The sequence below is a fragment of the Mycolicibacterium thermoresistibile genome (genome assembly GCF_900187065.1).
Classification (GTDB): Bacteria; Actinomycetota; Actinomycetes; order Mycobacteriales; family Mycobacteriaceae; genus Mycobacterium; species Mycobacterium thermoresistibile.
In genome coordinates this window covers 1,826,513-1,850,735 of sequence record NZ_LT906483.1, presented here as the reverse complement: position 1 = coordinate 1,850,735, position 24,223 = coordinate 1,826,513, and the positions used below count along the sequence as shown (strand labels likewise).

The 24,223-nt window shown below is 69.9% G+C and carries 24 protein-coding genes; 5 read left to right on the top strand and 19 right to left on the bottom strand.

Annotated elements, in window-relative coordinates; translation table 11 throughout:
* Positions 1 to 28: 28 nt before the first annotated feature.
* A complete protein-coding gene (gene dnaG, locus CKW28_RS08620) occupies positions 29 to 1,975 on the bottom strand; it encodes a DNA primase (RefSeq protein ID WP_003924596.1) in 1,947 nt (648 codons plus the stop codon).
* A 45-nt stretch (positions 1,976 to 2,020) separates the two neighbouring features.
* Positions 2,021 to 3,343, bottom strand: a complete 1,323-nt coding sequence (locus CKW28_RS08615; protein WP_050811916.1) for a deoxyguanosinetriphosphate triphosphohydrolase — start codon at positions 3,341 to 3,343, stop codon at positions 2,021 to 2,023.
* 49 nt (positions 3,344 to 3,392) lie between these two features.
* Here CKW28_RS08615 and CKW28_RS08610 point away from each other — a divergent pair, with 49 nt between their 5' ends.
* Positions 3,393 to 5,432 carry a TPM domain-containing protein gene (locus CKW28_RS08610; RefSeq protein ID WP_040546312.1) on the top strand — a complete coding sequence of 680 codons (2,040 nt, stop codon included), beginning with the start codon at positions 3,393 to 3,395 and terminating at the stop codon, positions 5,430 to 5,432.
* A 37-nt stretch (positions 5,433 to 5,469) separates the two neighbouring features.
* Here the strand turns inward: CKW28_RS08610 and CKW28_RS08605 are convergent, their stop codons facing one another.
* The 4 genes from CKW28_RS08605 to CKW28_RS08590 all read right to left on the bottom strand — a co-directional run bounded on the left by CKW28_RS08605 (position 5,470) and on the right by CKW28_RS08590 (position 9,606).
* Complete coding sequence (locus tag CKW28_RS08605) at positions 5,470 to 6,963, bottom strand: HNH endonuclease signature motif containing protein (protein ID WP_040547188.1); 1,494 nt, start codon at positions 6,961 to 6,963, stop codon at positions 5,470 to 5,472.
* Between the two features lie 116 nt (positions 6,964 to 7,079).
* On the bottom strand, positions 7,080 to 8,306 hold the full coding sequence (locus tag CKW28_RS08600) for a winged helix-turn-helix domain-containing protein (protein ID WP_040546222.1): 1,227 nt from the start codon (positions 8,304 to 8,306) through the stop codon (positions 7,080 to 7,082).
* Positions 8,307 to 8,311: 5 nt separating this feature from the next.
* On the bottom strand, positions 8,312 to 8,815 hold the full coding sequence (locus CKW28_RS08595; protein WP_003924348.1) for a dihydrofolate reductase: 504 nt from the start codon (positions 8,813 to 8,815) through the stop codon (positions 8,312 to 8,314).
* Complete coding sequence (locus tag CKW28_RS08590) at positions 8,812 to 9,606, bottom strand: thymidylate synthase (RefSeq protein WP_197700636.1); 795 nt, start codon at positions 9,604 to 9,606, stop codon at positions 8,812 to 8,814. The genes CKW28_RS08595 and CKW28_RS08590 overlap by 4 nt, the downstream gene beginning before the upstream one ends.
* Before the next feature lie 72 nt (positions 9,607 to 9,678).
* On the opposite strand from CKW28_RS08590, the gene CKW28_RS08585 reads away from it, so the two are divergent.
* Positions 9,679 to 10,419 carry a dienelactone hydrolase family protein gene (locus CKW28_RS08585; RefSeq protein WP_003924350.1) on the top strand — a complete coding sequence of 247 codons (741 nt, stop codon included), beginning with the start codon at positions 9,679 to 9,681 and terminating at the stop codon, positions 10,417 to 10,419.
* Here the strand turns inward: CKW28_RS08585 and CKW28_RS08580 are convergent.
* The 4 genes from CKW28_RS08580 to dapB all read right to left on the bottom strand — a co-directional run bounded on the left by CKW28_RS08580 (position 10,416) and on the right by dapB (position 12,606).
* Positions 10,416 to 10,868 (bottom strand): hypothetical protein, encoded by a 453-nt coding sequence (locus CKW28_RS08580; RefSeq protein WP_003924351.1) that lies wholly within the window; start codon positions 10,866 to 10,868, stop codon positions 10,416 to 10,418. The genes CKW28_RS08585 and CKW28_RS08580 overlap by 4 nt on opposite strands.
* Positions 10,869 to 10,934: 66 nt before the next feature.
* A complete protein-coding gene (locus CKW28_RS08575) occupies positions 10,935 to 11,390 on the bottom strand; it encodes a flavodoxin family protein (RefSeq protein WP_003924352.1) in 456 nt (151 codons plus the stop codon).
* A complete protein-coding gene (locus CKW28_RS08570) occupies positions 11,387 to 11,872 on the bottom strand; it encodes a tetratricopeptide repeat protein (protein WP_003924353.1) in 486 nt (161 codons plus the stop codon). Before CKW28_RS08570 ends, CKW28_RS08575 begins: the two co-directional genes overlap by 4 nt.
* Entirely contained in the window at positions 11,869 to 12,606 is a 738-nt protein-coding gene (dapB, locus tag CKW28_RS08565; protein WP_003924354.1) for a 4-hydroxy-tetrahydrodipicolinate reductase, read from the bottom strand. The genes CKW28_RS08570 and dapB overlap by 4 nt, the downstream gene beginning before the upstream one ends.
* A gap of 184 nt (positions 12,607 to 12,790) precedes the next feature.
* Here dapB and ald point away from each other — a divergent pair, with 184 nt between their 5' ends.
* A complete protein-coding gene (ald, locus tag CKW28_RS08560) occupies positions 12,791 to 13,906 on the top strand; it encodes an alanine dehydrogenase (RefSeq protein WP_003924355.1) in 1,116 nt (371 codons plus the stop codon).
* On the opposite strand, the gene bla is transcribed toward ald, so the two are convergent.
* The 6 genes from bla to CKW28_RS08530 form a co-directional block, all read right to left on the bottom strand.
* Positions 13,895 to 14,800: a class A beta-lactamase gene (gene bla, locus CKW28_RS08555; RefSeq protein WP_003924356.1), complete on the bottom strand. Its 906-nt coding sequence runs from the start codon at positions 14,798 to 14,800 to the stop codon at positions 13,895 to 13,897. The genes ald and bla overlap by 12 nt on opposite strands.
* A gap of 18 nt (positions 14,801 to 14,818) precedes the next feature.
* Complete coding sequence (locus tag CKW28_RS08550; RefSeq protein ID WP_081475432.1) at positions 14,819 to 16,183, bottom strand: M16 family metallopeptidase; 1,365 nt, start codon at positions 16,181 to 16,183, stop codon at positions 14,819 to 14,821.
* Positions 16,161 to 18,416 (bottom strand): polyribonucleotide nucleotidyltransferase, encoded by a 2,256-nt coding sequence (locus CKW28_RS08545; RefSeq protein ID WP_040546217.1) that lies wholly within the window; start codon positions 18,414 to 18,416, stop codon positions 16,161 to 16,163. The genes CKW28_RS08550 and CKW28_RS08545 overlap by 23 nt, the downstream gene beginning before the upstream one ends.
* 355 nt (positions 18,417 to 18,771) lie before the next feature.
* Positions 18,772 to 19,281, bottom strand: a complete 510-nt coding sequence (gene lppU, locus CKW28_RS08540) for an LppU family putative lipoprotein (RefSeq protein WP_003924359.1) — start codon at positions 19,279 to 19,281, stop codon at positions 18,772 to 18,774.
* An 18-nt stretch (positions 19,282 to 19,299) separates the two neighbouring features.
* The gene (gene rpsO, locus CKW28_RS08535; protein WP_003924360.1) at positions 19,300 to 19,569 is read right to left on the bottom strand and encodes a 30S ribosomal protein S15; all 270 of its coding nucleotides are present in this window, start codon (positions 19,567 to 19,569) and stop codon (positions 19,300 to 19,302) included.
* Positions 19,570 to 19,731: 162 nt separating this feature from the next.
* A complete protein-coding gene (locus CKW28_RS08530) occupies positions 19,732 to 20,703 on the bottom strand; it encodes a bifunctional riboflavin kinase/FAD synthetase (RefSeq protein ID WP_003924361.1) in 972 nt (323 codons plus the stop codon).
* Between the two features lie 79 nt (positions 20,704 to 20,782).
* On the opposite strand from CKW28_RS08530, the gene mntR reads away from it, so the two are divergent.
* Positions 20,783 to 21,487 (top strand): manganese-binding transcriptional regulator MntR, encoded by a 705-nt coding sequence (gene mntR, locus CKW28_RS08525; RefSeq protein ID WP_003924362.1) that lies wholly within the window; start codon positions 20,783 to 20,785, stop codon positions 21,485 to 21,487.
* A 24-nt stretch (positions 21,488 to 21,511) separates the two neighbouring features.
* On the top strand, positions 21,512 to 21,736 hold the full coding sequence (locus tag CKW28_RS08520) for a DUF2905 domain-containing protein (RefSeq protein WP_003924363.1): 225 nt from the start codon (positions 21,512 to 21,514) through the stop codon (positions 21,734 to 21,736).
* 80 nt (positions 21,737 to 21,816) lie between these two features.
* Here the strand turns inward: CKW28_RS08520 and CKW28_RS08515 are convergent, their stop codons facing one another.
* From CKW28_RS08515 to truB, 3 genes are all read right to left on the bottom strand, one after another.
* Positions 21,817 to 22,701 carry a M48 family metalloprotease gene (locus CKW28_RS08515; protein ID WP_003924364.1) on the bottom strand — a complete coding sequence of 295 codons (885 nt, stop codon included), beginning with the start codon at positions 22,699 to 22,701 and terminating at the stop codon, positions 21,817 to 21,819.
* 121 nt (positions 22,702 to 22,822) lie between these two features.
* Positions 22,823 to 23,233 (bottom strand): CBS domain-containing protein, encoded by a 411-nt coding sequence (locus CKW28_RS08510; RefSeq protein WP_003924365.1) that lies wholly within the window; start codon positions 23,231 to 23,233, stop codon positions 22,823 to 22,825.
* A gap of 74 nt (positions 23,234 to 23,307) precedes the next feature.
* Positions 23,308 to 24,213, bottom strand: a complete 906-nt coding sequence (gene truB / locus CKW28_RS08505) for a tRNA pseudouridine(55) synthase TruB (protein ID WP_003924366.1) — start codon at positions 24,211 to 24,213, stop codon at positions 23,308 to 23,310.
* Between the last annotated feature and the right edge of the window lie 10 nt (positions 24,214 to 24,223).

Below are 24,223 nucleotides of genomic sequence, written 5' to 3'. Positions count from 1 at the left end.
CCCGATCACGATAACCCGCGCCGGGCGATCACGCAGTGAGGTCGTCTCCGCTGGCCTGCTCGAGCAGGCTACGCCGGTAGGCCTCCATCGCCACCAGATCGCCGAACAGGGCGTGGTACTCGTCCCCCTGCTCCACCGGCGACATGCGTTGCAGCTTGGATTTCACCTCGGCGATCTGCCGGCCCACCCAGACCTCCTGTAGCCGGGCCAACACCCCGCCGATGTAGCGGTGCCGGCGCTCGTCGTCGTCGACGTTGATCGCCTCCACCCCGAGTTCGTTGACCAGCTTGGCCACCGCCGGTGAGCCGGCGTGTTCGCGGACCGCGTCGATCCACTGGGCGCCGGACCCGACATTCGCCGCCCCGGCCGAGACCCCGCCGGCCGCGGCGATCGCCGCGAACACCGCGGCATAGCCGGGGTGGGTGAAGCTGTCGGCGGTCAACGAGTCGAACACCGGGCCGGCCAGCGCCGGATACTGCAACGCCGCTTTGAGCGCCTCCCGCTGCGGCCACAGGGCCGGATCGGCCGGATCGGGCCACTGCGCAGCCGCGGCGCCGTCGCCGTTGCCGTCGGCCGCACCGCCGTCGGGGATCCGCTGCCGGCCCCCGCGGGTGCGGGCCGGGGCACGCCCGGAACCCCCGGAACCCTTGGCGGCCTCCTCCCGCACCCTGGCGAGCACCTGACCGACCTCGGCCCAGCCCACCCATCCGGCCAGCCGGCGGGCGTACTCGTCGCGCAGCATCGAGTCCTTGATCCGCGCGACCATCGGCACGCACCGGCGCAGCGCGGTGACCTTGCCCTCGGCGCTGTCCAGATCGTGTTCCTCGAGCGCGGCGCGAATCACGAACTCGAACAGTGGAGTTCGCCGGGCCACCAGATCCCGGAGCGCGCCGTCGCCGTGCGCCAGGCGCAGATCGCACGGATCCATACCATCGTCGGCGACCGCGACGTAGGACTGGCCGGCGAGCTTCTGTTCCCCGTCGAACGCCTTGATCGCCGCCGCCCGGCCGGCCTCGTCGCCGTCGAACACGTAGATCAGCTCACCGCGGAAGAAGTGGTCGTCCATCATCAGCCGGCGCAGCATCGCGAGGTGTTCGTCACCGAACGCGGTGCCGCAGGCCGCCACCGCGGTGGTGACGCCGGCCAGGTGCATGGCCATCACATCGGTGTAGCCCTCCACCACCACCGCCTGATGGCCCTTGGCGATGTCGCGTTTGGCGAGGTCCAGGCCGAACAGCACCTGCGATTTGCGGTACAGCACCGTCTCGGGGGTGTTGACGTACTTGGCCTGGATCGGGTCGTCGTCGAACAGGCGGCGGGCGCCGAACCCGATGACCTCGCCGGACGACATCCGGATCGGCCACAGCAGCCGGCGGTGGAAGCGGTCCATCGGGCCGCGCCGGCCCTCCCGGGACAACCCGGCCGCCTCCAGTTCCTTGAACTCGAACCCCTTGCGCAGCAGGTGTTTGGTCAGCGTGTCCCAGCCCGACGGCGCGTAGCCGCAGCCGAACCGCTTGGCGGCCTCGGCGTCGAAATTGCGGTCCAGCAGGTACTGGCGGGCGGGCGCGGCCTCGTCGGAGTCCAGCGCTTCGGCGTAGAACTCCGCGGCGGCGGCGTTGGCGGCGAGCAGTCTGCTGCGGCTGCCGCGGTCGCGTTGCACCCGGCTGGGCGCCCCGGTGTAGGTGATGGTGTAGCCGACCCGGTCGGCCAGCAGCTCCACCGCCTCGACGAAGCTGACGTGCTCGATCTTCTGGATGAAGGCGTACACGTCGCCGCCCTCACCGCAGCCGAAGCAGTGGAAGTGGCCGTGGTTGGGCCGGACGTGGAAAGACGGGGTCTTCTCGTCGTGGAAGGGGCACAGGCCCTTCAGTGAATCCGCACCCGCCCGGCGCAGCTGCACGTAATCGCCGACGACTTCGTCGATGCGGATGCGGTCACGGATCTCCGCAATGTCCCGGTCCGCGATCCTTGCCACCGGCTCAGTCTAGAGCCCCGGGCGTGGTCACCGGCTCGAGAGCGTTCAGGAGAAGTCCACCTCGAGCTGGCCGGGGATCAGCCGGCTCGCCGCGGGGAACAGACGCTCCAACTGGGTCTCGGTGAACGAGGCGATCTGGTCGATGACCACCCGCCACCGGGCCTGATCGTCCTCGGCGGCGTTGAAGTACGGCACGAACACCGGGTCCAGCGTCGCCGGGGCGCCGGCGAACAGGAACTCGGCCACCGCCTTGATCTGGTCCCGCTGCTCGGACTGCACGAGCAGGTGTTTCGGGTCGGACATGATGAACTGCAACGCCAGGATTTTCAGGATCGCCACCTCGGCGGTGACCGTCGGCGGCACCGCCAGATCGGCTGCGAAGCGGGCCAGCCGCCCGCCGCCGGCCGATTCGCGGGTGTGCGCGATCGCCGCGTTGGCGAACCGGCCGACCAGTTCGCTGGTGAGCCGTTTGAGCGCCACCGACGCCGCCAGCGTGCCGTCGTATTTGCCGACCGCCGCCACCACCGGCATCCGGGACAGCCGGTCGGCCGCGGCCAGCAGATCGTCGCGGTTGGCCCCGAACGACTCCTCACCGAGCTTGGCCAGGGCGGATGCGGCGTCGTCGTCGGCGAGCACCCGCAGATCGATCCGGCCGGAGATCACCCCGTCCTCGACGTCGTGCACCGAGTAGGCGACGTCGTCAGCCCAGTCCATCACCTGCGCCTCCAGGCAGCGCCGGCCCGGGGGCGCGCCGGTGCGCATCCACTCCGCGGCGGCCGCGTCGTCGCCTGGGAACCCGACGTAGAACCCGAACTTGCCCCCTTGCGGGCCGCGGTGCCACGGATATTTGGTGACCGCGTCCAGCGCCGCGCGGGTGAGGTTCAACCCGGCGCTGTTGCCTTGCGGGTCAAGGACTTTGGGTTCCAGCCGGGTGAGGATGCGGAAGTTCTGGGCGTTGCCCTCGAAGCCGCCGTGGTCGGCCACCAGCTCGTTGAGCGCACGCTCGCCGTTGTGCCCGTACGGCGGGTGCCCGATGTCGTGGGCCAGACCGGCGAGATCGACCAGGTCGGGGTCGCAGCCCAGTTCGATCGCCATGCCCCGGCCGATCTGGGCGACCTCCAGCGAATGGGTGAGCCGGGTGCGCGGGGTCTCGCTCTGCCGGGGGCCGACCACCTGGGTCTTGTCGGCGAGCCGGCGCAGCGCCGCGCTGTGCAGCACCCGCGCCCGGTCCCGTGCGAAGTCGGTGCGGTGCTGAACCTCGGTCCCGGGCAGCCCGGCACGCTTGGGCTCCTCCGCCACCATCCGTTGCCGGTCGAGGTCACTGTAGGGATCGTTTCGAGCTACCACCAAGGCACAGTCTGCCAGCATCGTTCGGCGCGATCCGGTGACACGTCGGGTGCGCCACTAGATTGGCGGCATGCGCATTGCCCGTTTGCTTGGTGTGCCGTGGTTGCTGCTGACGTTGGTGCTGACCGGTGGCGTGCTGTTCGGCCCGCCGGCCGCTGCCGAGCCCCCGTTCCGGCTGCCCGGTTATGTCACCGATCAGGCCGGGGTGCTGTCCCCGGCCGAGATGTCGCAGGTGCGGGCCGCGGTCGACGAGCTCTACACCGACCGCAGGCTGCGGCTGTGGGTGGTCTACGTCGAGGATTTCTCCGGGCAGAGCGCGGTGGACTGGGCCACCCGCACCATCCGGCTCAGCGATCTCGGTGATTACGACGGCCTGCTCGCGGTGGCCACCGTGGACCGCGCCTACGCGCTGCTGGTGTCGCCGTCGGCGCCCGGGTTGTCCGGCTCCGAGGTCGACGACGTCCGCCGCGATCTGGTGGAACCGGCGCTGCGGGAGAGTGACTGGGCAGGTGCGGCGGTGGCCGCGGCCACCGGCCTGAACGAGGCCGCCGGAGCGGGTTCGGGTGTGTCGTGGACCGGGGTGCTGATCGTGCTGGCGGTGATCGGGCTCGGGGTGCTGGCGTTGTGGCTGTGGTCGACGCGGCGGGCCCGCAGACGCCGGGAGGCCGAGATAGCGCGTGCCCGCAGCCTCGACCCAACCGATCCGGACGCGCTCGCGGCGTTGTCGCTGGAGACATTGGACGAGCTGTCCAGGTCGATGGTCGTCGAGGTCGACAACGCGGTACGCACCAGCGCCAACGAGCTGGCGCTGGCCGTCGAGGAGTTCGGCGCGCAGGCGACCGAACCGTTCACCCGGGCGGTGGACAACGCCCGGCGGGCGCTGGCGCAGGCGTTCACCATCCGCCAACAGCTCGACGACGCGATCCCCGAGACCCCGGCGCAGCGGCGGGAGCTGCTGACCCGGGTGATCGTGTCGGCCGCCGAGGCCGACCGGGAGCTGGACGCCCAGACCGAGGCGTTCGGCAGGAAGCGCGAACTGGTGCTCAACGCCCCGTCCCGGCTGGATGCGCTGACCCAGCAGGTGGTCGAGATCAGCGCCCGGCTGGACCCGGCCGAACAGCGTCTGGCGGAGCTGCGCCGGGAGTTCGACGCGGCGGCGCTGTCCTCGGTGGCCGACAACGTCACGGAGGCCAGGGAGCGGCTCGACTTCGCCGACCGGAACATCACCCGGGCGCGTGAACTGACCGCCCGGCCGGTTGCCGGTGAGCAGATGGACCTGGTGGTGTGCGTCCGTTCGGCGGAATCGGCACTGGGCCAGGCGCGTTCGCTGCTGGATGCGATCGACAGCGCCGGCGGTGACATCCGTCGGGCGGCGGCCGAACTGCCGGCGGCGATCGACGACATCCAGAACGGGATCCGGCAGGCGGCGGCGCTGCTGGCGCAGGGCCTGCCGCCGTCGGCAGCCGATCAGGCCGACAAGCTGGCGGCCGCCCGCGACACCGCGGCGGCCGCGGTGACCGCGGCGCAACGCGACGGTGCGACCGATCCGTTGACGGCGTTCACCACGTTGAGTGAGGCCGACGCGGAGTTGGACCAGCTGCTGGCCACCATCGAGGAGCACCGGGAGGCGGCCGCCCGGCTGGAGCGTTCGCTGGACGAGGCGTTGTTCACCGCCCGGTCGCGGGTGCGATCGGTGTCGGCGTTCATCGACACCCGCCGCGGCAGCATCGGTCCCGAGGCCCGCACCCGGTTGGCCGAGGCGACCCGGCACATCGAGGCGGCGGAGGCGAAACGGTCATCCGCTCCGGCGGAAGCCATTTCGCACGCCAATCACGCGTCGGCATTGGCCGCGCAGGCGCAGAGCCTCGCCAACACCGATGTGCAGCGCGCCCAGCAGGCGTACCTGGGTCACTACGGCCGGCGCGGCGGCGGCGACATGGGCGCGGTGCTGGGCGGAATCCTGATCGGCAACATCCTCAGCGGCGGCTTCCGTGGCGGGGGCGGCTTCGGCGGAGGTTTCGGCGGCGGGGGCGGCGGCGGGTTCCGCCCCGGCTCGTTCGGCGGCTCCGGGGGCGGGGGCGGCTTCTTCGGCGGCGGCGGCCGCTTCTAGCCGACTCGGCACGAGGCCGGAATCATCGCTGAACCCGTCACCCGGGGTCTTCTGGTGGGTCGGTGTGTGCGCGTAGGAGTTCTTCGGGGTGGTGGGCGTGGTTGACGGTGGGTGGGTGGTGGTCGTTGGTCCAGGCGAGTCGGCCGGTGGGGGTGATGGTGGCCTGCCAGCGGCCTTCGGTCAGGCCGCTGTGGTGGGGGCCGCAGGCGAAGAACAGGTGGTCGGCGTCGGTGAGACCGCCGTCCTCCCAGGCGGGTTGGTGGTGGGTTTCGGCGTGGTAGCCGGGCTCACCGCAGCCGGGTGCGGTGCAGCCGCCGTCGCGGGCGTAGCAGATGAGGCGCTGATCGGCGGTGGCGATGCGTTTCTGCCGGCCCAGATACAGTGGGCGTTCGGTGTGGTCGTCGAACACCGCCAGGTAGTGGATGGCGTCGGCGGCCATACGGATCAACTCCCGCATCGGCAGCACCCCGGTACCCCCGGTACGCGCCGGCCCGGGCATCGACACCCTGGGGTCGGCCACGGCGTGGGCGGCCTGATTCAACTCGCCCAGGGTGGTGCGCACGATCACCGTCACCGGATGCCCCCGATGCGACCCCAACCGCCCGGAGGCCACCGCGATCTTCAACCCGAGTGTGAGCCCGTCATGGCGGCGCTGAGCCGCACTGCGCAAATCCACACCCCCGGTATCGATATCCCCAACCCCGTCAGCAGCGGTATCGGCGGCCGTCGCAGCGGTGCCGGCGGTGCCGGCGGTGCCGGTGGTCTCAGTGGTGCCGGTGGTGCCGGTGGTATCGGTGGTGGTGTGGGGTAGATGGCGGCCCGGGCGGACCGCGGCGGTGACGGCCTCCAGATAGGCGCGCAGTTGCGGGTCGATCCACCCGGAGATCGCCGACATCCCATCACGCTGTTGGTCACCGAGGTGGATGCCGCGGCGGCGGGCCCGGTCCTGATCGTCGTAATGCCCGTCGGGGTTGAAGATCTCCTCGATCCGCCGCCCCACCTGCCGCACGATGCCGGCATCACTTCGGGCGGCCTCGGCGATAAGGCTGGCTTCCACCGCCTCCCGATCGGTCACCGACACCGCCGACGGCAACGCAGCCATCACCGTGGTGATGACCCGCAGATGCTCCTCACCGAGCAGCCCGGACTCGACAGCCCCGGCCACCCGCGCCAACACCGGCGGCAGTGGTGGGCCGCTGAGCCGGCGGCGCGGCCGCAGCAGTGCGGCCACCCGCAACCGGCGTTTCACCTCACCAGGGGTGATCCGCAACCGCGCCCACAACCGGTCTCTGACCGCCGGCACCATCGCCGGTTCATCAGGCGGGTCGGCCAACTGGGCGAACACCCGATACATCAACCCCCGATTGATCCGACACTGCGTCTCCAACCGCTCGGCCAACTCCAGCCGAAACCCGGTACCGACCTCATCGAGACACAACGCGCGCATCTCGGCATACGCCGCATCCACCGCGGCCAGCAACTCACCCACCCGCGCCCGGGCGGCCCCGGCGGTGACGAACTGCTGACCCATGAACCCACCGTATCGAACACCCATTCGACACAGCAGCCCCCAACACCCCGACTGAGGACAAAACCCCCATTGAGGACAACCACCCCCACAACCCCCCAAACTGTCGGTGCACTGTGCTAATCGCCGCGGCGGATCGCCGTGCTGAGCGGGCCGACGAGATCACCGCGCTCGCCGACGGTCACCGCCCCGACGCCCAGCCACGAGGCCATCGACTGCAGTTGCGCCGCCAGCGCCGGCGCCACCCGCGCCGGCTCCTGACCGGGTTCGAGGAAAGCACCGACGACGTGCAGGGCATTGTCGGTGCGTTTCAGATCGACCCGCCCGACCAGCTGTCCGTCCAGCAGGAACGGCCACACGTAATAGCCGTACTTCCGTTTTGCCGCCGGGGTGTAGATCTCGATGCGGTAGTGAAAGTCGAACAGCCGCTGCACCCGCGGCCGGAAGAAGATCAACGGATCGAACGGACACAGCAGCGCGGTGCCCCGGTCCCGCCGCGGAATCGTCTGTCCCACACGCAGATACGCCGGTGCGCCCCAGCCGTCGACGTCGACGGGTTCCAGCTCCCCCGCCGCCACCAACGCGGCCACCGCAGGCCGGGTCTGCGCCGCCGACAACCGGAAGTAGTCGCGCAGATCCGCCTCGGTCGCCACGCCGAGTGCGCCGGCGGCCCGCAGCACCAGCCGGCAGATCGCCTCATCGTCGTCGACCCGGCGGTTCACCACCTCGGCCGGCAGCACCCGTTCGGTGAGGTCGTAGTGCCGGGCGAACCCGACCCGGGTCGCCGTCGTCAGCACCCCGGCCGCGAACAGCGCCTCGGTCACCCATTTGGTGTCGCTGCGGTTCCACCAGGCGCCCTTGGCGCGTCGCGGCCGGGTACCCAGATGCTCCTCGATCTGTCCCGCGGTGCTGGGTCCGAGTTCGGCGACCGCGGCGACGACCTCCTCCACCAGTTTCGGGTTGCGTTTGACGATGTGGGTGCCCCACCTGCCGTGCGTGTACCGGCGCATCCGCCAGCGCAGCAACGGCCAGTCGTCGACGGCCATCAGCGCCGCCTCATGCGCCCAGTACTCCACCAGTAGCCGCGGCGCACGGGCGCTGTGGTCCCACGCGGCGCGGTCGAGCACGTCCCGGTCGTAGGGTCCGAGCCGGCTGAACACCGGCGCATAGTGCGCCCGCACCGACACCGACACCGAATCCAGTTGCAGCACCTGGATCCGCTCGATCAGCCGCCGCAGATGCGCCCGCGTCACCGGTCCGCGCGGCCGGGGCTGGTGAAACCCCTGCGCAGCCACCGCGATACGCCTGGCCTGCACGGGGGTCAGCCGTACTGGAGTCCGGCGCACCGGGCTCACACCCGGGTGTAGTGGTAATACCGGTAGCGCAGCCCCGATCTACTGGTGCGCCACTCCCCCACGGTTCCCACCCATGACTCGTCGAGCACGGGCGCCATCGCATCGCCCTCCCGCCGCCGCAGATCGATCTCGATCTCGGTGACCTCGCACCTGGTGGCCACCTCCAGTGCCAGCCCGAAGATCTCGGCACCACCGATCACCCAGGTCTCACCGTCGCCGAGCGCGTCGTCCAACGTGTGCACCACCTGCGCGCCCTCGGCCGGATAGTCGGACCGGCGGGACAGCACCACGTTCTTGCGGCCCGGCAGCGGACGCACCGCGGCCGGCAACGACTCCCAGGTGCGCCGGCCCATCACCACGGTGTGGCCCATGGTGATCTCCTTGAACCGGGCAAGATCCTCGGGCAGCTGCCAGGGCAGCCCGCCGTCACGTCCGATGACCCCGGACGTCGACTGCGCCCAGATCAGCCCGACCTCGCGCGGGGACTCTCCTGCGCTCATACCGCGACCGGCGCCTTGATCGCCGGATGCGGGTCATAGTTCCGGATGACGACGTCCTCGAAGGTGTAGTCGAAGATCGAATCCCGCGGCGCCAGTTCGAGTTCCGGATACGGGCGCGGATCGCGGCTCAGCTGCAACCGCACCTGCTCGACGTGGTTGTCGTAGATGTGGCAGTCGCCGCCGGTCCAGATGAACTCCCCTACCTGCAGGCCGGCCTGCGCCGCCATCATGTGGGTGAGCAGCGCGTAGCTGGCGATGTTGAACGGCACCCCCAGGAACAGGTCGGCGCTGCGCTGATACAGCTGGCAACTCAGCCGCCCGCCGGCGACGTAGAACTGGAACAGCGTGTGACACGGCGGCAGCGCCATCTCGTCGAGGTCGGCGACGTTCCAGGCCGAGACGATGATGCGGCGCGAATCCGGATCGGTGCGCAGCAGCTCCAGCGCCGCGCTGATCTGGTCGACGTGCTCCCCCGACGGGGTCGGCCAGGACCGCCACTGCACCCCGTAGACCGGGCCCAGCTCACCGTCGTCGTCGGCCCACTCGTCCCAGATCGTGACGCCGCGGTCCTGCAACCAGCGCACGTTGGAGTCGCCGCGCAGGAACCACAGCAGCTCGTAGATCACCGACTTGGTGTGCACCTTCTTGGTGGTGATGAGCGGGAAGCCGGCGGACAGGTCGTAGCGCATCTGGTGGCCGAACAGGCTGCGGGTGCCGGTGCCGGTGCGGTCGGCCTTCGGGGTGCCGCGCTCGAGCACCAGGCGCAACAGGTCTTCGTAGGGCGTCGGAATCGACCCATTGATCGGCACGAGCGATAGCTTACTTCGTACTTCGCACGCACCGGATGGAGTACAACGGAAGCCATGCCAGTCATCTCTGCGACCGTCACAACCGCCGACGGAACCTGCCCCGTGACCCTGCACACCCCCGACGGCGCCGGACCGTGGCCCGGCGTCGTGCTCTTCGTCGACGCAGGTGGGACACGGGACCTGATGCGCGAGATGGCGGACCGCCTGGCCGGCTACGGCTACGCGGTGCTGGTGCCCGATGTGTACTACCGGCACGGCCGGTGGGAACCATTCGACATGCGCACGGTGTTCGGCGACCCGTCCGAACGCGCCAGGCTGTACCGGATGATCCGCAGCATCACCCCGGACATGATGGAGACCGACGCGAGGGCGTTCTTCGACTTCCTGCAGAGCCGCCCCGAGGTCAAGGGTGACAGGTTCGGGGTGTTCGGCTACTGCATGGGCGGGCGGATGTCGGTGACGGTGGCCGGGCGGGTCCCGGACCGGGTCGCCGCGGCCGCCTCGTTCCACGCCGCGGGCCTGGTCACCGACGATCCGACCAGCCCACATCTGCTGGCGGAGCGCATCAAGGCCACCGTCTACGTCGCCGGCGCCCAGGATGACGACGGCTTCACGCCCGCCCACGCCGAGACCCTCGGCAAGGCGCTGACCGACGCCGGCGTCGAGCACACCATCGAGTTCTACCCGGCCGGCCACGGGTTTGCGGTGCCCGACAATCTGCCGTACGACGAACAGGCCGCCGAACGGCACTGGGATGCGCTGAGAGCGCTGTTCGACCGCGAACTGTCCGGTTAATCCGGACGATTCCGGCGCAACGAACCGAACGCGCGGAGGATCCCGCGGACGGCGTAGAGCGCGGTGAGCACGCAGAACCCGATCAGCACCACGAACATCACCAGCCAGTTCGACCGGTCGTGGTCGACGTGCCACCACACCAGGGTGAACAACACCGCGCAGATGAACAGCACGATGTCGCGCCAATTGCCGCCGTAGGACATCGCCGCCTCGCGCAGCGCGCGGCTGCGTTCGGTGGTCGCGATGAGGTCATCGATCCGCTGGTTGATGCTGGCCTGCAGCCGGGCCCGGCGCTCGACGTCCTCGACCGGGATGCGCTCCAGCAGATCCATGTCCTTGGCGATCATGCCGCGGAAATCCGGCCCCTTGAGATTGCCCGCTGCCAGGGCCAACAGCGCCCCGCCGGCGACCGGCGCGGCGCCCAGGGCGAGTTCGGCGATACCGGGCATGGGATGCCTCCGTCGAGATCATGGTGTGTCGGGTTCAGTAGCGTAGCGCCGCGCCGCTCACGCGGGTTACTCCATCAGGGTCGCGGCGACCGTCGCACCGAGATTCCAGCAGGCCTCCAGGTCGTCCTTGCCGGGTTTGCCGGACACGACCACGGTCTCGGCGGCGCGCTGCCAGCCCAGTCCCCCGGTGATGCCGTCGAGGGCGCGTTCGGCGCCCTCGGTGCCCTCGTTTCCGTGCAGCCAGGCCCCGAACGGCCGACCGGACGTGGAGTCGAGGATCTGGTAGTAGGCGGTGTCGAAGGCGTGTTTGAGCGCGCCGGACAGGTAACCGAGGTTCACCGGGCTGCCGAGCAGGTAGCCGTCGGCCGCCAGCCAGTCCACCGGCGACACCGTGAGCGCGGGCCGGCGTAGCACCTCCACACCCTCGATCTCCGGATCGGTGGCTCCGGACAGCACCGCCTCGAACATCTCCTGACAGTGCGGCGACGGGGTGTGGTGCACGATCAGCAGCGTCTTGGTCATCGGTCACGCTCCTGGAGTTCGACGGCCTTGCGCATGGCCTCGCGGGCGCGTCGCCGGTCGCCGGCGTAGTCGTAGGCGCGGGCCACCCGGTACCAGCGCCGCCAATTGTCCGGGTCGGCTTCCAGTTCCGCGCGGACCTGCTCGAACAGCGCGTCGGCGGCCTCACGCTGAATCCGCCCGGAGGGTCGGCGCGGCAGGTCGCTGACGTCGAGCTCGAAACCCTCCTCCCCGATGATCCGGGCCAGCCGTTGATGGGCCAGGCCGTCACGCAGGGTGCTGACCATCGCCCACACCCCGATGAACGGCAGGATCATCAGCGCCAGGCCGAGTCCGACCGCGGCGGCGCTGCCGGAGGTGATGAACATCCACCCCAGCCGCCCGAGCAGCACGAAGTAGACGACCAGCGCCACACACATGAAGCCGATCAGCAGCTGGATCCGCAGCGCCCGGCCGCCCCCGTCGTTGCTGTCAGGGTCGCTCATGTCAGGTCGAGCAGCGGTTCGATCCCGATGGTCAGACCCGGATGCCTGGCGATGTTGCGCACCGCGAGCAGCACCCCGGGCACGAACGAGGTGCGGTCGATGCTGTCGTGGCGGATGGTCAGCGTCTCCCCCTGGGTGCCGAACAGCACCTCCTGGTGGGCGACCAGGCCGGCCAGCCGCACCGAGTGCACCGGGACGCCGTCGACGTCGGCGCCGCGAGCCCCGTCCAGCGCGGTGCTGGTGGCATCGGGGTTCGGCGGCATGCCTTTTCGCGCATCGGCGATCAACCGTGCGGTCCGGGCGGCGGTGCCGGACGGGGCGTCGGCCTTCTGCGGATGGTGCAGTTCGATGACCTCGACCGATTCGAAGAACCGCGCCGCCTGCCGGGCGAACTGCATGCACAGCACCGCGCCGATCGCGAAGTTCGGGGCGATCAGCACCCCCACACCCGGTTTGGCCGACAGCCAGTCGCGCACCCGGTCGAGTCGTTCGTCGGTGAACCCGGTGGTGCCGACGACGGCGTGGATCCCGTTGTCGATCAGGAACTTCAGGTTGTCCATCACCACGTCGGGATGGGTGAAGTCGATGACCACCTCGGTATCGGTGTCTACCAGTGCGCTGATCGGATCCCCGGCGTCGACCTCCGCCGACAGCGTGAGGTCGTCGGCGGCCTGCACCGCCTGCACCATGGTTGCCCCGACCTTGCCCTTGGCGCCCAGCACTCCGACTCGCATGACCCAACCCTAACCGCCGGTTCCCGCCCGCCGGTGCCAGGCCGCGGCCACGGCGGGGTCCGGATCGGGCCGGGCCCGTAAGACGATGGACCGCGTGGTGACCACCCTGCCGACACGCTGTCCGATCCCGTGCGCGTATGGTGACGCGCGCCCGCCTGGGGCGTTCACCAGCGAGGAGTAGGACATGCGCATCGGTGTGCCGACCGAGACGAAACCCCACGAGTACCGGGTCGCGATCACCCCGGCCGGCGTGGCGGAACTGGTGCGCCGCGGACATCAGGTGCTCGTGGAGTCCGGAGCCGGCCTGGGATCGTCCATCACCGACGACCAGTTCGCCGCAGCCGGCGCCCAGCTCAGTGACGACGCCGAAACGATCTGGGCGACAGCCGATCTCATCCTGAAGGTCAAGGACCCGACCGAACAGGAGCAGCCGTTGCTGCGCTCCGGTCAGGTGTTGTTCTGCTATCTGCATCTGGCTGCGTCCCGGCAGACCACCGAGGCCCTGCTGGCAGCCGGCACCACCGCGATCGCCTACGAGACGGTGCAGACCGCCGACGGGGCGCTGCCGCTGCTGATGCCGATGAGCGAGGTCGCCGGCGGGCTGGCCGTACAGACCGGGGCCTACCACCTGATGCGTGGCGGCGGTGGCCGCGGGGTGCTGCTGGGCGGGGTGCCCGGCGTTCCGCCGGCCGACGTGGTGATCATCGGCGCCGGCACCGCCGGTGCGCACGCCGCCCGCACGGCCGCCGGAATGGGCGCCGCGGTCACCGTTTTCGACATCGACGTGGCCAGGCTGCGTAGCCTCGACGTCGCCCTCGGCGGCCGGGTCCGCACCCGGTTCTCCACCGCCCTGGACGTCGACGACGCCGTCCGGCAGGCCGATCTGGTGATCGGCGCGGTACTGGTGCCGGGCCGGCGGGCGCCCAAGCTGGTGTCGAACAGCACCGTGGCCGGGATGCGGCCGGGGGCGGTGGTGGTGGACGTGGCGATCGACCAGGGCGGTTGCTTCGAGGACTCCCGTCCCACCACGTTCGACGATCCGACCTACCACGTCCACGACACCGTGTTCTGCTGCATCGGCAACCTGCCCGGGGCGGTGCCGCGGACATCGACGTTCGCGCTGGTCAACGCCACCCTGCCGTATGTGGTGCGGCTGGCCGACCACGGGTGGCGGGCGGCCTGCGTCGCCGACCCGGCGCTGGCCCGGGGCCTGGCCACCCACTTCGGCGAGTTGTTCTCCGCCTCGGTGGCCGGCGACCTCGGGTTGCCCTACAGCGACCCCGCCACCTTATTGGGCTGACGGCCAGCCGAGTAGTTCCGGCAGCACCGCCGCGGTGATCTCGCCGATCAACGGACGCGGATTCTGCGCATCGGGATCGTCGGATGCCGACCGGGTGAGAATGGCCAGGACCACCCGCTGCCCCTGCGGTCCGTAGAGCAGGCCGACGTCGTTGGTGGTGCCGTAATCGCCGCTGCCGGTCTTGTCGGCGCTGACCCACCCGGGCGGCAGGCCGGGCCGCATGGCGGAGGTCTCGTTGGTCCGCATCCACTCGACCAACTGCTCCCGGTAGGGCGGTGCGAGCACGTCGCCCTCGAGCAGGGTGCGGTACCCCTCACCCAGTGCCCGAGGTGTGCTGGTGTCGCGGGGATCACCCGGCACCGCTGAGTTCAGCGCGACCTCCCAGCGGTCCAGCCGCGAGCGCTCGTCACCGATGCTGCGCGCGAACTCGGTCACCGCCGGCGGTCCGCCGAGGGTCTGCAACAGGGTGTTGGCCGCACCGTTGTCGCTGACCTGCAGTATCGCGGCACACAATTCGGCGACGGTCAGGTGTCCGCCCGCCGCCGCCTCGCTACGCGGCGAATGCGTGACGATCGCCGCCGGTGGCACGAAGATCCGTTGATCCAACTGTAATTCGCCCTGCTGCACCCGCTGCAGCGTGGCCGCGGCGAGGTAGGTCTTGAACGTCGAGCACATGGCGAACGATTCGTGCTCACGATGGGCGATGGTCCGGCCCGAGCCCAGATCCACCGCATACAGGCCGATCAGTTGGTCGTGGTCGTTCTCCAGCCCGGTCAACCGTTGGTGGATCGCCGGCGCGGCGTGCGCGATCCGGGGTGCGGCGAGGCCGCACAGACCCGCTCCGGCAACCGCCAGCCCGCCGATGAGAAGTGTCCGTCGCGAGAGTCCAGTCACCGGCGCAACGTTACCGTCTCATCCGGCGATTGCCCAGAGGGGTTGCGGCAGTGACTTTTCCGAACGGTGTGGGCCCAGCACCGCGGCCCCGAACGGCCGGTTGAGCAGGCGCCGCGCCACCATGTTGACCTCCTCGGCAGTGACAGCGTCGATTCTGGCCAGGGTCTCGTCGATGCTCTGGTGCACCCCGTAGTTCAGCTCATTGCGGCCGATCCGGTGCATCCGTGACGCGGAATCCTCCAGTCCCAGTACCAGTCCGCCGCGCAGCGAGCCCTTGGCGATGCGGCATTCGTCCTCGGTGATGCCGTCCCGGGCGACCCGGTGCAGCACGTCGGTGGTCACCCGCACCACCTCGTCGAACCGCTCCGGCTGACAGGCGGCGTACACTGACAACGCTCCGCTGTCGGCGAACATGTCGACGGTCGAGTACACCGAGTAGGCCAGCCCGCGCTGTTCGCGGATCTCCTGGAACAACCGGGAACTCAGCCCACCGCCCAGCGCGTTGTTGAGCACCGACAACGCCCACCGGTGCTCCCAGTGCCGGCCCGGGGTCCGCACCCCCAGCGACACATGGGTCTGCTCGCCGTCGCGGCTGATCAGTCTCAGCCCGGGCCGCCCGGGCACCCGGCTGGCTCCCTTGCGCGGGGGTACGGGGGTGCGTCCGGGCACCAGCCGGGCGCCGAAGTGCCGGTGCGCCAGGGCGACGACCTCGTCGTGGTCGACGTTGCCGGCCACCGCGACGACCATGCGGTCCGGCGTGTAGCGCCGGATGTGGAACGAGTGCAGCTGCGCGCGCGTCATCGCCGACACCGTTTCGACACTGCCGATCACCGGCCGGCCGACCGGGTGCCTCCCGAACATCGCCTCGAGGAACACATCGCCGAGGCTGTCCTCCGGGTCGTCGTCGCGCATGGCGATTTCCTCGAGCACCACATCGCGTTCGAGCTCGACATCGGCTGCGGCGCAACGCCCGTTCAGCACCACATCGGCCACCAGGTCGATGGCCAACGCCAGATCGGCGTCCAGGACGTGGGCGTAATAACAGGTGTGCTCGCGGGCGGTGAAGGCGTTGAGCTCACCGCCGACCGCGTCGACGGCCTGGGCGATGTCGACCGCCGACCGCGTCGGTGTCGACTTGAACAGCAGATGCTCCAGGAAATGGGCGGCGCCCGCCACGCTGGGACCCTCGTCCCGGGAGCCGACGCCGACCCAGACGCCGACCGACACCGAATGCACCGACGGGAGGTACTCGGTCACCACCCGCAGCCCACCCGGCAGGACGGTGCGGCGCACCGTCGCAGGGCCGGCCGTCGAGGATGCGCCGCCGCGGACACCCTGGCGCAGGCTCCGCTCGCGCGGATCAGTTACTGGACGTGGCGGCATCTACCGTCTTGTCATCGGCCGCTGGGGCCGATCCCTCCTCATCGACGAGGATCAACGAGATCTTGCCGCGGCTGTCGATGTCGGCGATCTCGACCCGCAGCTTCTCGCCCACGTTCACCACGTCCTCGACCTTGCCGATGCGCTTGCCGCGGCCGAGTTTGGAGATGTGGACCAGCCCGTCGCGGCCGGGCAGCAGCGACACGAACGCGCCGAAATCGGTCGTCTTGACGACGGTTCCGAGGAATCGCTCGCCGACCTTGGGCAGCTGCGGATTGGCGATCGCGTTGATCTTGTCGATCGCGGCCTGCGCCGAAGGACCGTCGGTGGCGCCGACGTACACGGTGCCGTCGTCCTCGATGGAGATCTCCGCGCCGGTCTCCTCGGTGATCGCGTTGATGATCTTGCCCTTCGGACCGATGACCTCGCCGATCTTGTCGACCGGCACCTTGATGGTCGTGATCCGGGGCGCGTACGGGCTCATCTCGTCCGGACCGTCGATGGCCTCGGCCATGACGTCGAGGATGGTCAGCCGGGCATCCCGGGCCTGGTCCAGCGCACCCGCCAGTACCTGTGACGGGATGCCGTCGAGCTTGGTGTCCAGCTGCAGCGCGGTGACGAACTCCCGGGTGCCGGCGACCTTGAAGTCCATGTCGCCGAAGGCGTCCTCGGCGCCGAGGATGTCGGTCAACGCGACGTAGCGCCGTTCGGTCTCACCCTTGTCGTTCTCGATCTCGTCGGACACCAGGCCCATGGCGATGCCGGCGACCGGGGCCTTCAGCGGAACCCCGGCGTTGAGCAGCGCCATCGTCGACGCGCACACCGAGCCCATCGAGGTGGAGCCGTTGGAGCTGAGCGCCTCGGACACCTGGCGGATGGCGTACGGGAATTCCTCGACGCTGGGCAGCACCGGGACCAACGCCCGCTCCGCCAGTGCGCCGTGGCCGATCTCGCGCCGCTTCGGCGAACCGACCCGGCCGGTCTCACCGGTGGAGTACGGCGGGAAGTTGTAGTGGTGCATGTAGCGCTTGGTGGTCTCCGGCCCCAGCGAGTCGATCTGCTGGGCCATCTTGATCATGTCCAGCGTGGTGATGCCCAGGATCTGGGTCTCACCGCGCTCGAACAACGCGCTGCCGTGGGCCCGCGGCACCACCGCGACCTCGGCGGACAGCGCCCGGATGTCGGTGACGCCCCGGCCGTCGATGCGGAAGTGGTCGGTGAGGATGCGCTGGCGGACCAGTTTCTTGGTCAACGCCCGGAACGCGGCGCCGATCTCCTTCTCCCGGCCCTCGTACTGCTCGGCCAGCCGTTCGAGCACCTCGACCTTGATCTCGTCGATGCGGTCGTTGCGCTCATTCTTGCCGGAGATGGTCAGCGCCTCCGACAGCGCGTCGGTGGCCACGGCCGACACCGAGTAGTAGACGTCGTCGCCGTAGTCGGGGAACAGCGGATACTCACCCGTCGGCTTGGCGGCCCGGTCGGCGAGCTCCTGCTGGGCGGCGCAGAGCACCTTGATGAACGGCTTGGCCGCTTCCAGACCCTCGGCCACCACGGCCTCGGTCGGCGCCTGCGCGCCGCCCTCGACGAGCTCGATGACGTGCTCGGTCGCCTCGGCCTCGACCATCATGATCGCGACGTCGCCGTCCTCGAGGGTGCGGCCGGCCACGACCATGTCGAACACCGCACGCTCCAGTTGTTCGACGGTGGGGAACGCGACCCAGGTTCCGTCGACCAGCCCGACCCGCACACCGCCGATCGGCCCGGAGAATGGCAGCCCTGCGAGCTGCGTGGACATCGACGCGGCGTTGATCGCCAGCACGTCGTACATGTCGGCCGGATCCAGGCTCAGCACGGTGACCACGATCTGGATCTCGTTGCGCAGCCCCTCGACGAAGGACGGCCGCAGCGGCCGGTCGATGAGCCGGCAGGTCAGGATCGCGTCGGTGGACGGCCGGCCTTCCCGGCGGAAGAACGAGCCCGGGATCCGTCCGGCGGCGTACATCCGCTCCTCGACGTCGACCGTCAGCGGGAAGAAGTCGAACTGTTCCTTGGGGGTCTTGCTGGCGGTGGTCGCGCTCAGCAGCATGGTCTCGTCGTCGAGATACGCGACGGCCGAGCCGGCGGCCTGCCGGGCCATCCGGCCGGTCTCGAAACGAATGGTGCGGGTGCCGAAGCTCCCGTTGTCGATGACGGCGGTCGACTCGAACACGCCTTCGTCAATTTCAACTACAGACATGGCGTCCGTATGGCCTCTCTGTTGGTTCTTTTTCAGCTGTTCCGCGCCGTCACGCTCAGTTATGCCGATTGACTCCGTCGGGAGTCCGAACCACCAGCCTTGATGCGGCTACGGCCGTCGATCGAAGCGGCCGGAGAATTCCCCTTGGTCCGGGGACAACCATGCATACGCTATGGGTATCCCTGGCGGCGAGGAGGTCCGGCAGCCACTACCGAAGACCGCCCGATCAGGCGGGCCTGATATGACGCGCGGGGGACGACGCCCGCACCCTGCGGTGTCGTACCCGGTGTTCGACCAGCCAGGGCTGGTGAACACATTCATGCTACATGGCCGGAATCAATATCAAACCCTGCCGTCAAACCTCGACGTGTTCCACGCAGACCGTGAACTGGCGGTCCTCGTAGGCGTAGCCGGTGCCGCTGACGCACTGGTCCACGTCGGCGACGTCGTCGAGGATCTCGGTGACCCGCTGCAGATGCGGCGCGGCGGGGTCGGCGCAGTCGGCGCGGACGGGGTCCGCCTCATCGGTCGGGTCGATGCTCATGCAACCGCCGACGACCCAGTCGATGTCCAGGCACACGGTGGTGGTGGCGTCGTCGAACGTGCTGCGCATCGAGTAGTACGAGTCGACGTCGGCCGGGCACTCGGCCTCGTCCTGGACGATCGCGGCGATCTTGTGCGTTGACTCCGGGGTTCCGCACGGCACCTCGGCGGCGTCCGGATTGTCCGGGGGGCCGCCCATCCGCAGGCAGTCACCGACCTGGAGGTCAGCGGACGCGCAGCCGGAGACAGCCCCGACCACAGCCACGATCGCCAGGATGGCCGAACCGGCCGCGACGGGGCTGTCCCGGGGCGGCGTCCGCATCTGCTGCTCTGCTGCGCGTCAGCGCCGCAGGCCGAGACGCTCGATCAGCGACCGGTACCGCTCGACGTCGACCTGTGCGACGTACTTGAGCAGCCGGCGGCGACGACCGACCAGCAGCAGCAGACCGCGCCGCGAGTGGTGGTCGTGCTTGTGCACCTTCAGGTGCTCGGTGAGATCGCTGATACGACGGGTCAGCAGCGCGACCTGGGCCTCCGGAGAACCGGTGTCGGTCTCGTGCAGCCCGTACTCGCGCAGGATTTCCTTCTTCTGTTCGGCAGTGAGTGCCACGAATTACTCCATCACATCGGTCCGCGAATGACTGAATGAAGAAGGCACCGCCACCGCGAACTGCAGCGGGTGCCGATCGCCGGAAAGTCTAGCAGCGCTGACCCGCCGGACCGAATCCGGCGCCGACCGGATTCAGGCCGGGCCGGCATCCAGCGCGGCGGGTCAGCGCGACAGGATCTCCCTGGCCTGCTCGGTGTCGCGGCGCATCGCCGCGATCAGATCGTCGACCGAGTCGAACTTCTCCTGCCCGCGGATGCGGGCCACGAAATCCAGCGCGACATGCTGGCCGTACAGGTCGGCCTCGGTGTCGAGGACGAACGCCTCGACGGTGCGGGTGCGCCCGGAGAACGTCGGGTTGGTCCCGATGGACACCGCGGCCCGATACCGCTCCCCGGGGATGACGGTGCCGGTCACCGGGCCGTGCCCCAGCACCGTGAACCAGGCCGCGTACACACCGTCGGCCGGGATCGCCGAGTACATCGGCGGTGCCACGTTGGCGGTCGGGAAACCCAGTCCCCGGCCCCGCCCGTCGCCGCGGACCACCACCCCCTCGACCCGGTGCGGCCGGCCCAGTGCCTCCGCGGCGGCCACCACGTCACCGGCGTCCACACAGGACCGGATGTAGGTCGACGAGTACGTCACACGCTGCCCGTCGGTCTGCTCGGAGACCAGCGACATGGCGGTCACCGCGAACCCGAACCGCTCCCCCGCCTGCCGCAGCATCTCGACGTTGCCGGCGGCCTTCTTGCCGAAGGTGAAGTTCTCCCCGACCACCACCTCGACCACGTGCAGACGCTCCACCAGCAGTTCGTGGACGTAGCGCTCGGGGGTCAGCTTCATGAAGTCGGCGGTGAACGGCATCACCAGGAACACGTCGACACCGAGTTCCTCGATGAGCTCGGCCCGCCGGGTCAATGTCGTCAGCATGGCGGGATGGCTGCCCGGGAACACCACCTCCATCGGATGCGGGTCGAAGGTCATCACCACCGTGGGCACCCCGCGGGCGCGGCCCGACTTCACCGCCTGACCGATCAGTTCGGTGTGACCGCGATGCACGCCGTCGAACACCCCGATGGTCAGGACGCACCGCCCCCAGTCGGTGGGAATCTCCTCTTGGCCACGCCAGCGTTGCACATGAAAAGCCTACGGCCCCCGCTCTCGGCGGGCGCGCTACATCCCCCGGTTGAGGTGATGATTGCCTAAACTCGATACCGTGAGTCCCGTCGGTAGTCCTCGCGACCTGACGGCGGTTGCCCAGGACTATCTGAAAGTCATCTGGACCGCCCAGGAGTGGTCCTTGGAGAAAGTCAGTACCAAACTGCTCGCCGAGCGGCTGGGGGTCTCGCCCAGCACCGCCTCGGAAGCGATCCGCCGCCTTGCCGATCAGGGGCTGGTCGACCACGAGAAGTACGGGGCGGTGACGCTGACCGAAGCCGGCCGGCGCGCCGCACTGGCCATGGTGCGGCGGCACCGACTGCTGGAGACCTTCCTGGTCCAGGAACTCGGCTACAGCTGGGATGAGGTCCACGACGAGGCCGAGGTGCTCGAACACGCGGTGTCCGACCTGATGCTGGACCGGATCGACGCCAAACTCGGCTACCCGACCCGGGATCCGCACGGCGACCCGATTCCACGGGCGGACGGGCAGGTGCCCACACCGCCGGCCCGCCAGCTGTCGGCCTGCCCGGAGGGCGACGTCGGGATGGTGGCGCGGATCTCCGACGCCGACCCGGAGATGCTGCGCTACTTCGACACCGTCGGGATCAGCCTGGACTCCCGGCTGCGGGTGGTGGCGCGACGGGATTTCGCCGGGATGATCTCGGTGGCGGTCACCGCCCCCGACCGCGGCGAGCCCGACGTCACCGTCGACCTGGGGCACCCGGCCGCCGAGGCCATCTGGGTCACCAGCGCCGGCTGAGCGCAGCGCACGACGAGGGACACGATGACCAGAGACTGGGGACCGTGGCTGGTCGGCGGGGGTGTGTTGCTGATCGTGGTGGGGCTGCTGGCCTGGAGCGGTGCACTCGGCTGGCTGGGAAACCTGCCCGGTGACATCAGGATCCGCACCGACAATGTGCGCGTCTATGTGCCGATCACCTCGATGCTGCTGATCTCGCTGCTGCTGTCCGCGGTGCTGTGGGTGGTGTCGGCCCTGTTCCGGCGCTGAGAGTCACCGGCTCACGAGTTTTGATGCGAATCGGCCCGCCGACATGCGGCGGGCCGATCTCGGGTGCGGTCGCGCCGGGGTCACCGGTAGACCCAGTCGGTGCCCGCACCGTGCTGCGCCATCCGTTCCAGCCGGGCGATGCGCTGCGCCATCGGCGGATGCGTGGCGAACAGCGAGGCGAGGCCGCCGTCGCGCAACGGGTTGGCGATCATCAGATGCGCGATGCTGGCCCGCTGCCCGTCGGCCGGCAGCGGCATCCGCTGCGTGGCGGCGTGGATCTTGCGCAGCGCGCCGGCCAGCGCGCGCGGATCCCCGGTGAGCGCGGCGCCGTCCGCGTCGGCGGCGTACTCGCGGCTGCGGCTGATCGCGAGCTGGATCAACACCGCCGCCAACGGCGCGAACAGCAGCGTGAACAGCCGGCCCAGCAGCCCGCCGCCGTCCTCCTCGTCCGCGCCGCCCAGCGGCATGAACCACGCCAGATCGGCCAGCATCGTGAGGATGCCCGCCAGCGCGGCGGCCACCGTCGACGTCAGGATGTCGCGGTTGTACACGTGCGCGAGCTCATGGCCGAGCACCGCCCGCAGTTCCCGGAGATCGAGGATGTCCAGCAGGCCTTCGGTCACACACACCGCGGCGTGGCGCGGATGACGTCCGGTGGCGAACGCGTTGGGTTGCCGGATCGGGCTGATGTAGAGCCTCGGCATCGGTTGCCCGGCCTGATCGGCGAGGTGGGCCACCAGCCCGTGGAGTCGGGGCGCCTCGGCTCTGCTCAACGGGCGGGCGCGCATCGACCGCAACGCGATGGTGTCGCTGAAGTAGTAGATCGCCGCGTTCAGCGCGACTGCGACGACCGCGGCGTAGACCAGACCGGTCCCACCGCCCACCCACTGACCGACCAACAGGACCAAGGCGGTCAGCAGACCGAGCAGACCGGCCGTCCTGAACCAGTTCGTCCAGCGGCGCATGTCGACCTCCCTCCCTCCTGCGATTCACGTCATCAATCGGTGACAACGCGCGGAAGGACGGGAATATTCCAGCGCCGCAACGCATCCCGCGAGCAGCGGGATCAGTCCCGCCGGTCGCGGCTCAGTCCTCGTCCGGGGCGGCGGCGTAGACGCCGAGCAGGTCGCGGGCCGAGGTCACGCCGATCAGTGTCCCGTCGTGTTCCACCAGGATGTGCCGGATGTAGTGCTCCATCATCCGCATCGCAGCCTCGTCGACGGTGGTGTCGGCGCTGCACCACACCAGTTTGGTGGTCGCCACCTCGGTCGCCGGGACCGCCGCGGGATCCCTGCCCTCGGCGACCACCCGCACCACATCGCGCTCGCTCACCAGCGCGGTCGGACGCGCCTCCTCGCCGATCACCACCACACCGACACCGCCGTTGGCGATCGCTCGGGCCACATCGGCGACGGTGGCGTCGGCGGGCACCCGCACCACCGGGTCGCCGGTGATGGTCGAGATCGGAGTGGAGCCGGGCCGCGGGATATCTGTCATGGATCCATGTTCGCAGACCACCGGTCACCGGCGACAAGCTTTCGGATGCACCGAGCCGGGCACACCCGGTGGGACTACAGCGTCGCCGGACGCAGCACCACCACCGACGTGGTCCGGCGCTCACCGTCGCGCAGCAGCGCGATCACCCGGCCGTCGGGCGCGGTGGCCGCATACACCCCGTCGATGCCGGCGGGCGGTAACGCGCGGCCGTGGCCGGCCGCCTCGGCCTCGGCGGCGGTCAGATCGCGGCGCGGGAACGCCAACAGGCAGGCCTCATCCAGGGTGTAGCTCAGCTGCGGCCGCTCGGCGAGTTCGTCGAGGGTGCGGGCCTCATCCAGCCCGAACCGGCCGACCCGGGTGCGCCGCAACACGGTCAGATGGCCGCCGACGCCGAGCGCGGCGCCGACGTCGCGGGCCAGGGCGCGGATGTAGGTGCCGGTCGAACAGTCCACCTCCACGTCGACATCCACCACACCGTCCCCCGGCGTCGTCTCGTGGTGGCGGATCGCCAGCACCTCGAACCGGTCGATCCGCACCGGCCGCGGCGCCAGCTCGACCCGGCGTCCCTCCCGCGCGAGTTTGTAGGCCCGCTGTCCGCCGATCTTGACCGCGCTCACCGCCGACGGCACCTGCTCGATGTCCCCGCGCAGCGCGCCCACCGCGGCCTCGATCTCCGCGTCTGTGAGGTGGATTGCCGAAACCGTCTGCAGCAGCTCACCTTCGGCGTCGTCGGTGCTTGTCGACTGGCCGAGCCGGATGGTGGCGGAATACGACTTGTCCCCCGCGGCGAGCAGCCCGAGGATCTTGGTGGCCCGTTCGATGCCGATGACGAGCACCCCGGTGGCCATCGGGTCCAGGGTGCCGGCATGTCCGACCTTGCGGGTGCCGAACAGCCGCCGACAGCGGCCGACGACATCGTGGCTGGTCAGGCCGCCCGGTTTGTCGACGACGACCAGGCCGGCCGGTGGCGGCGTCTTCACCCGATTCTCA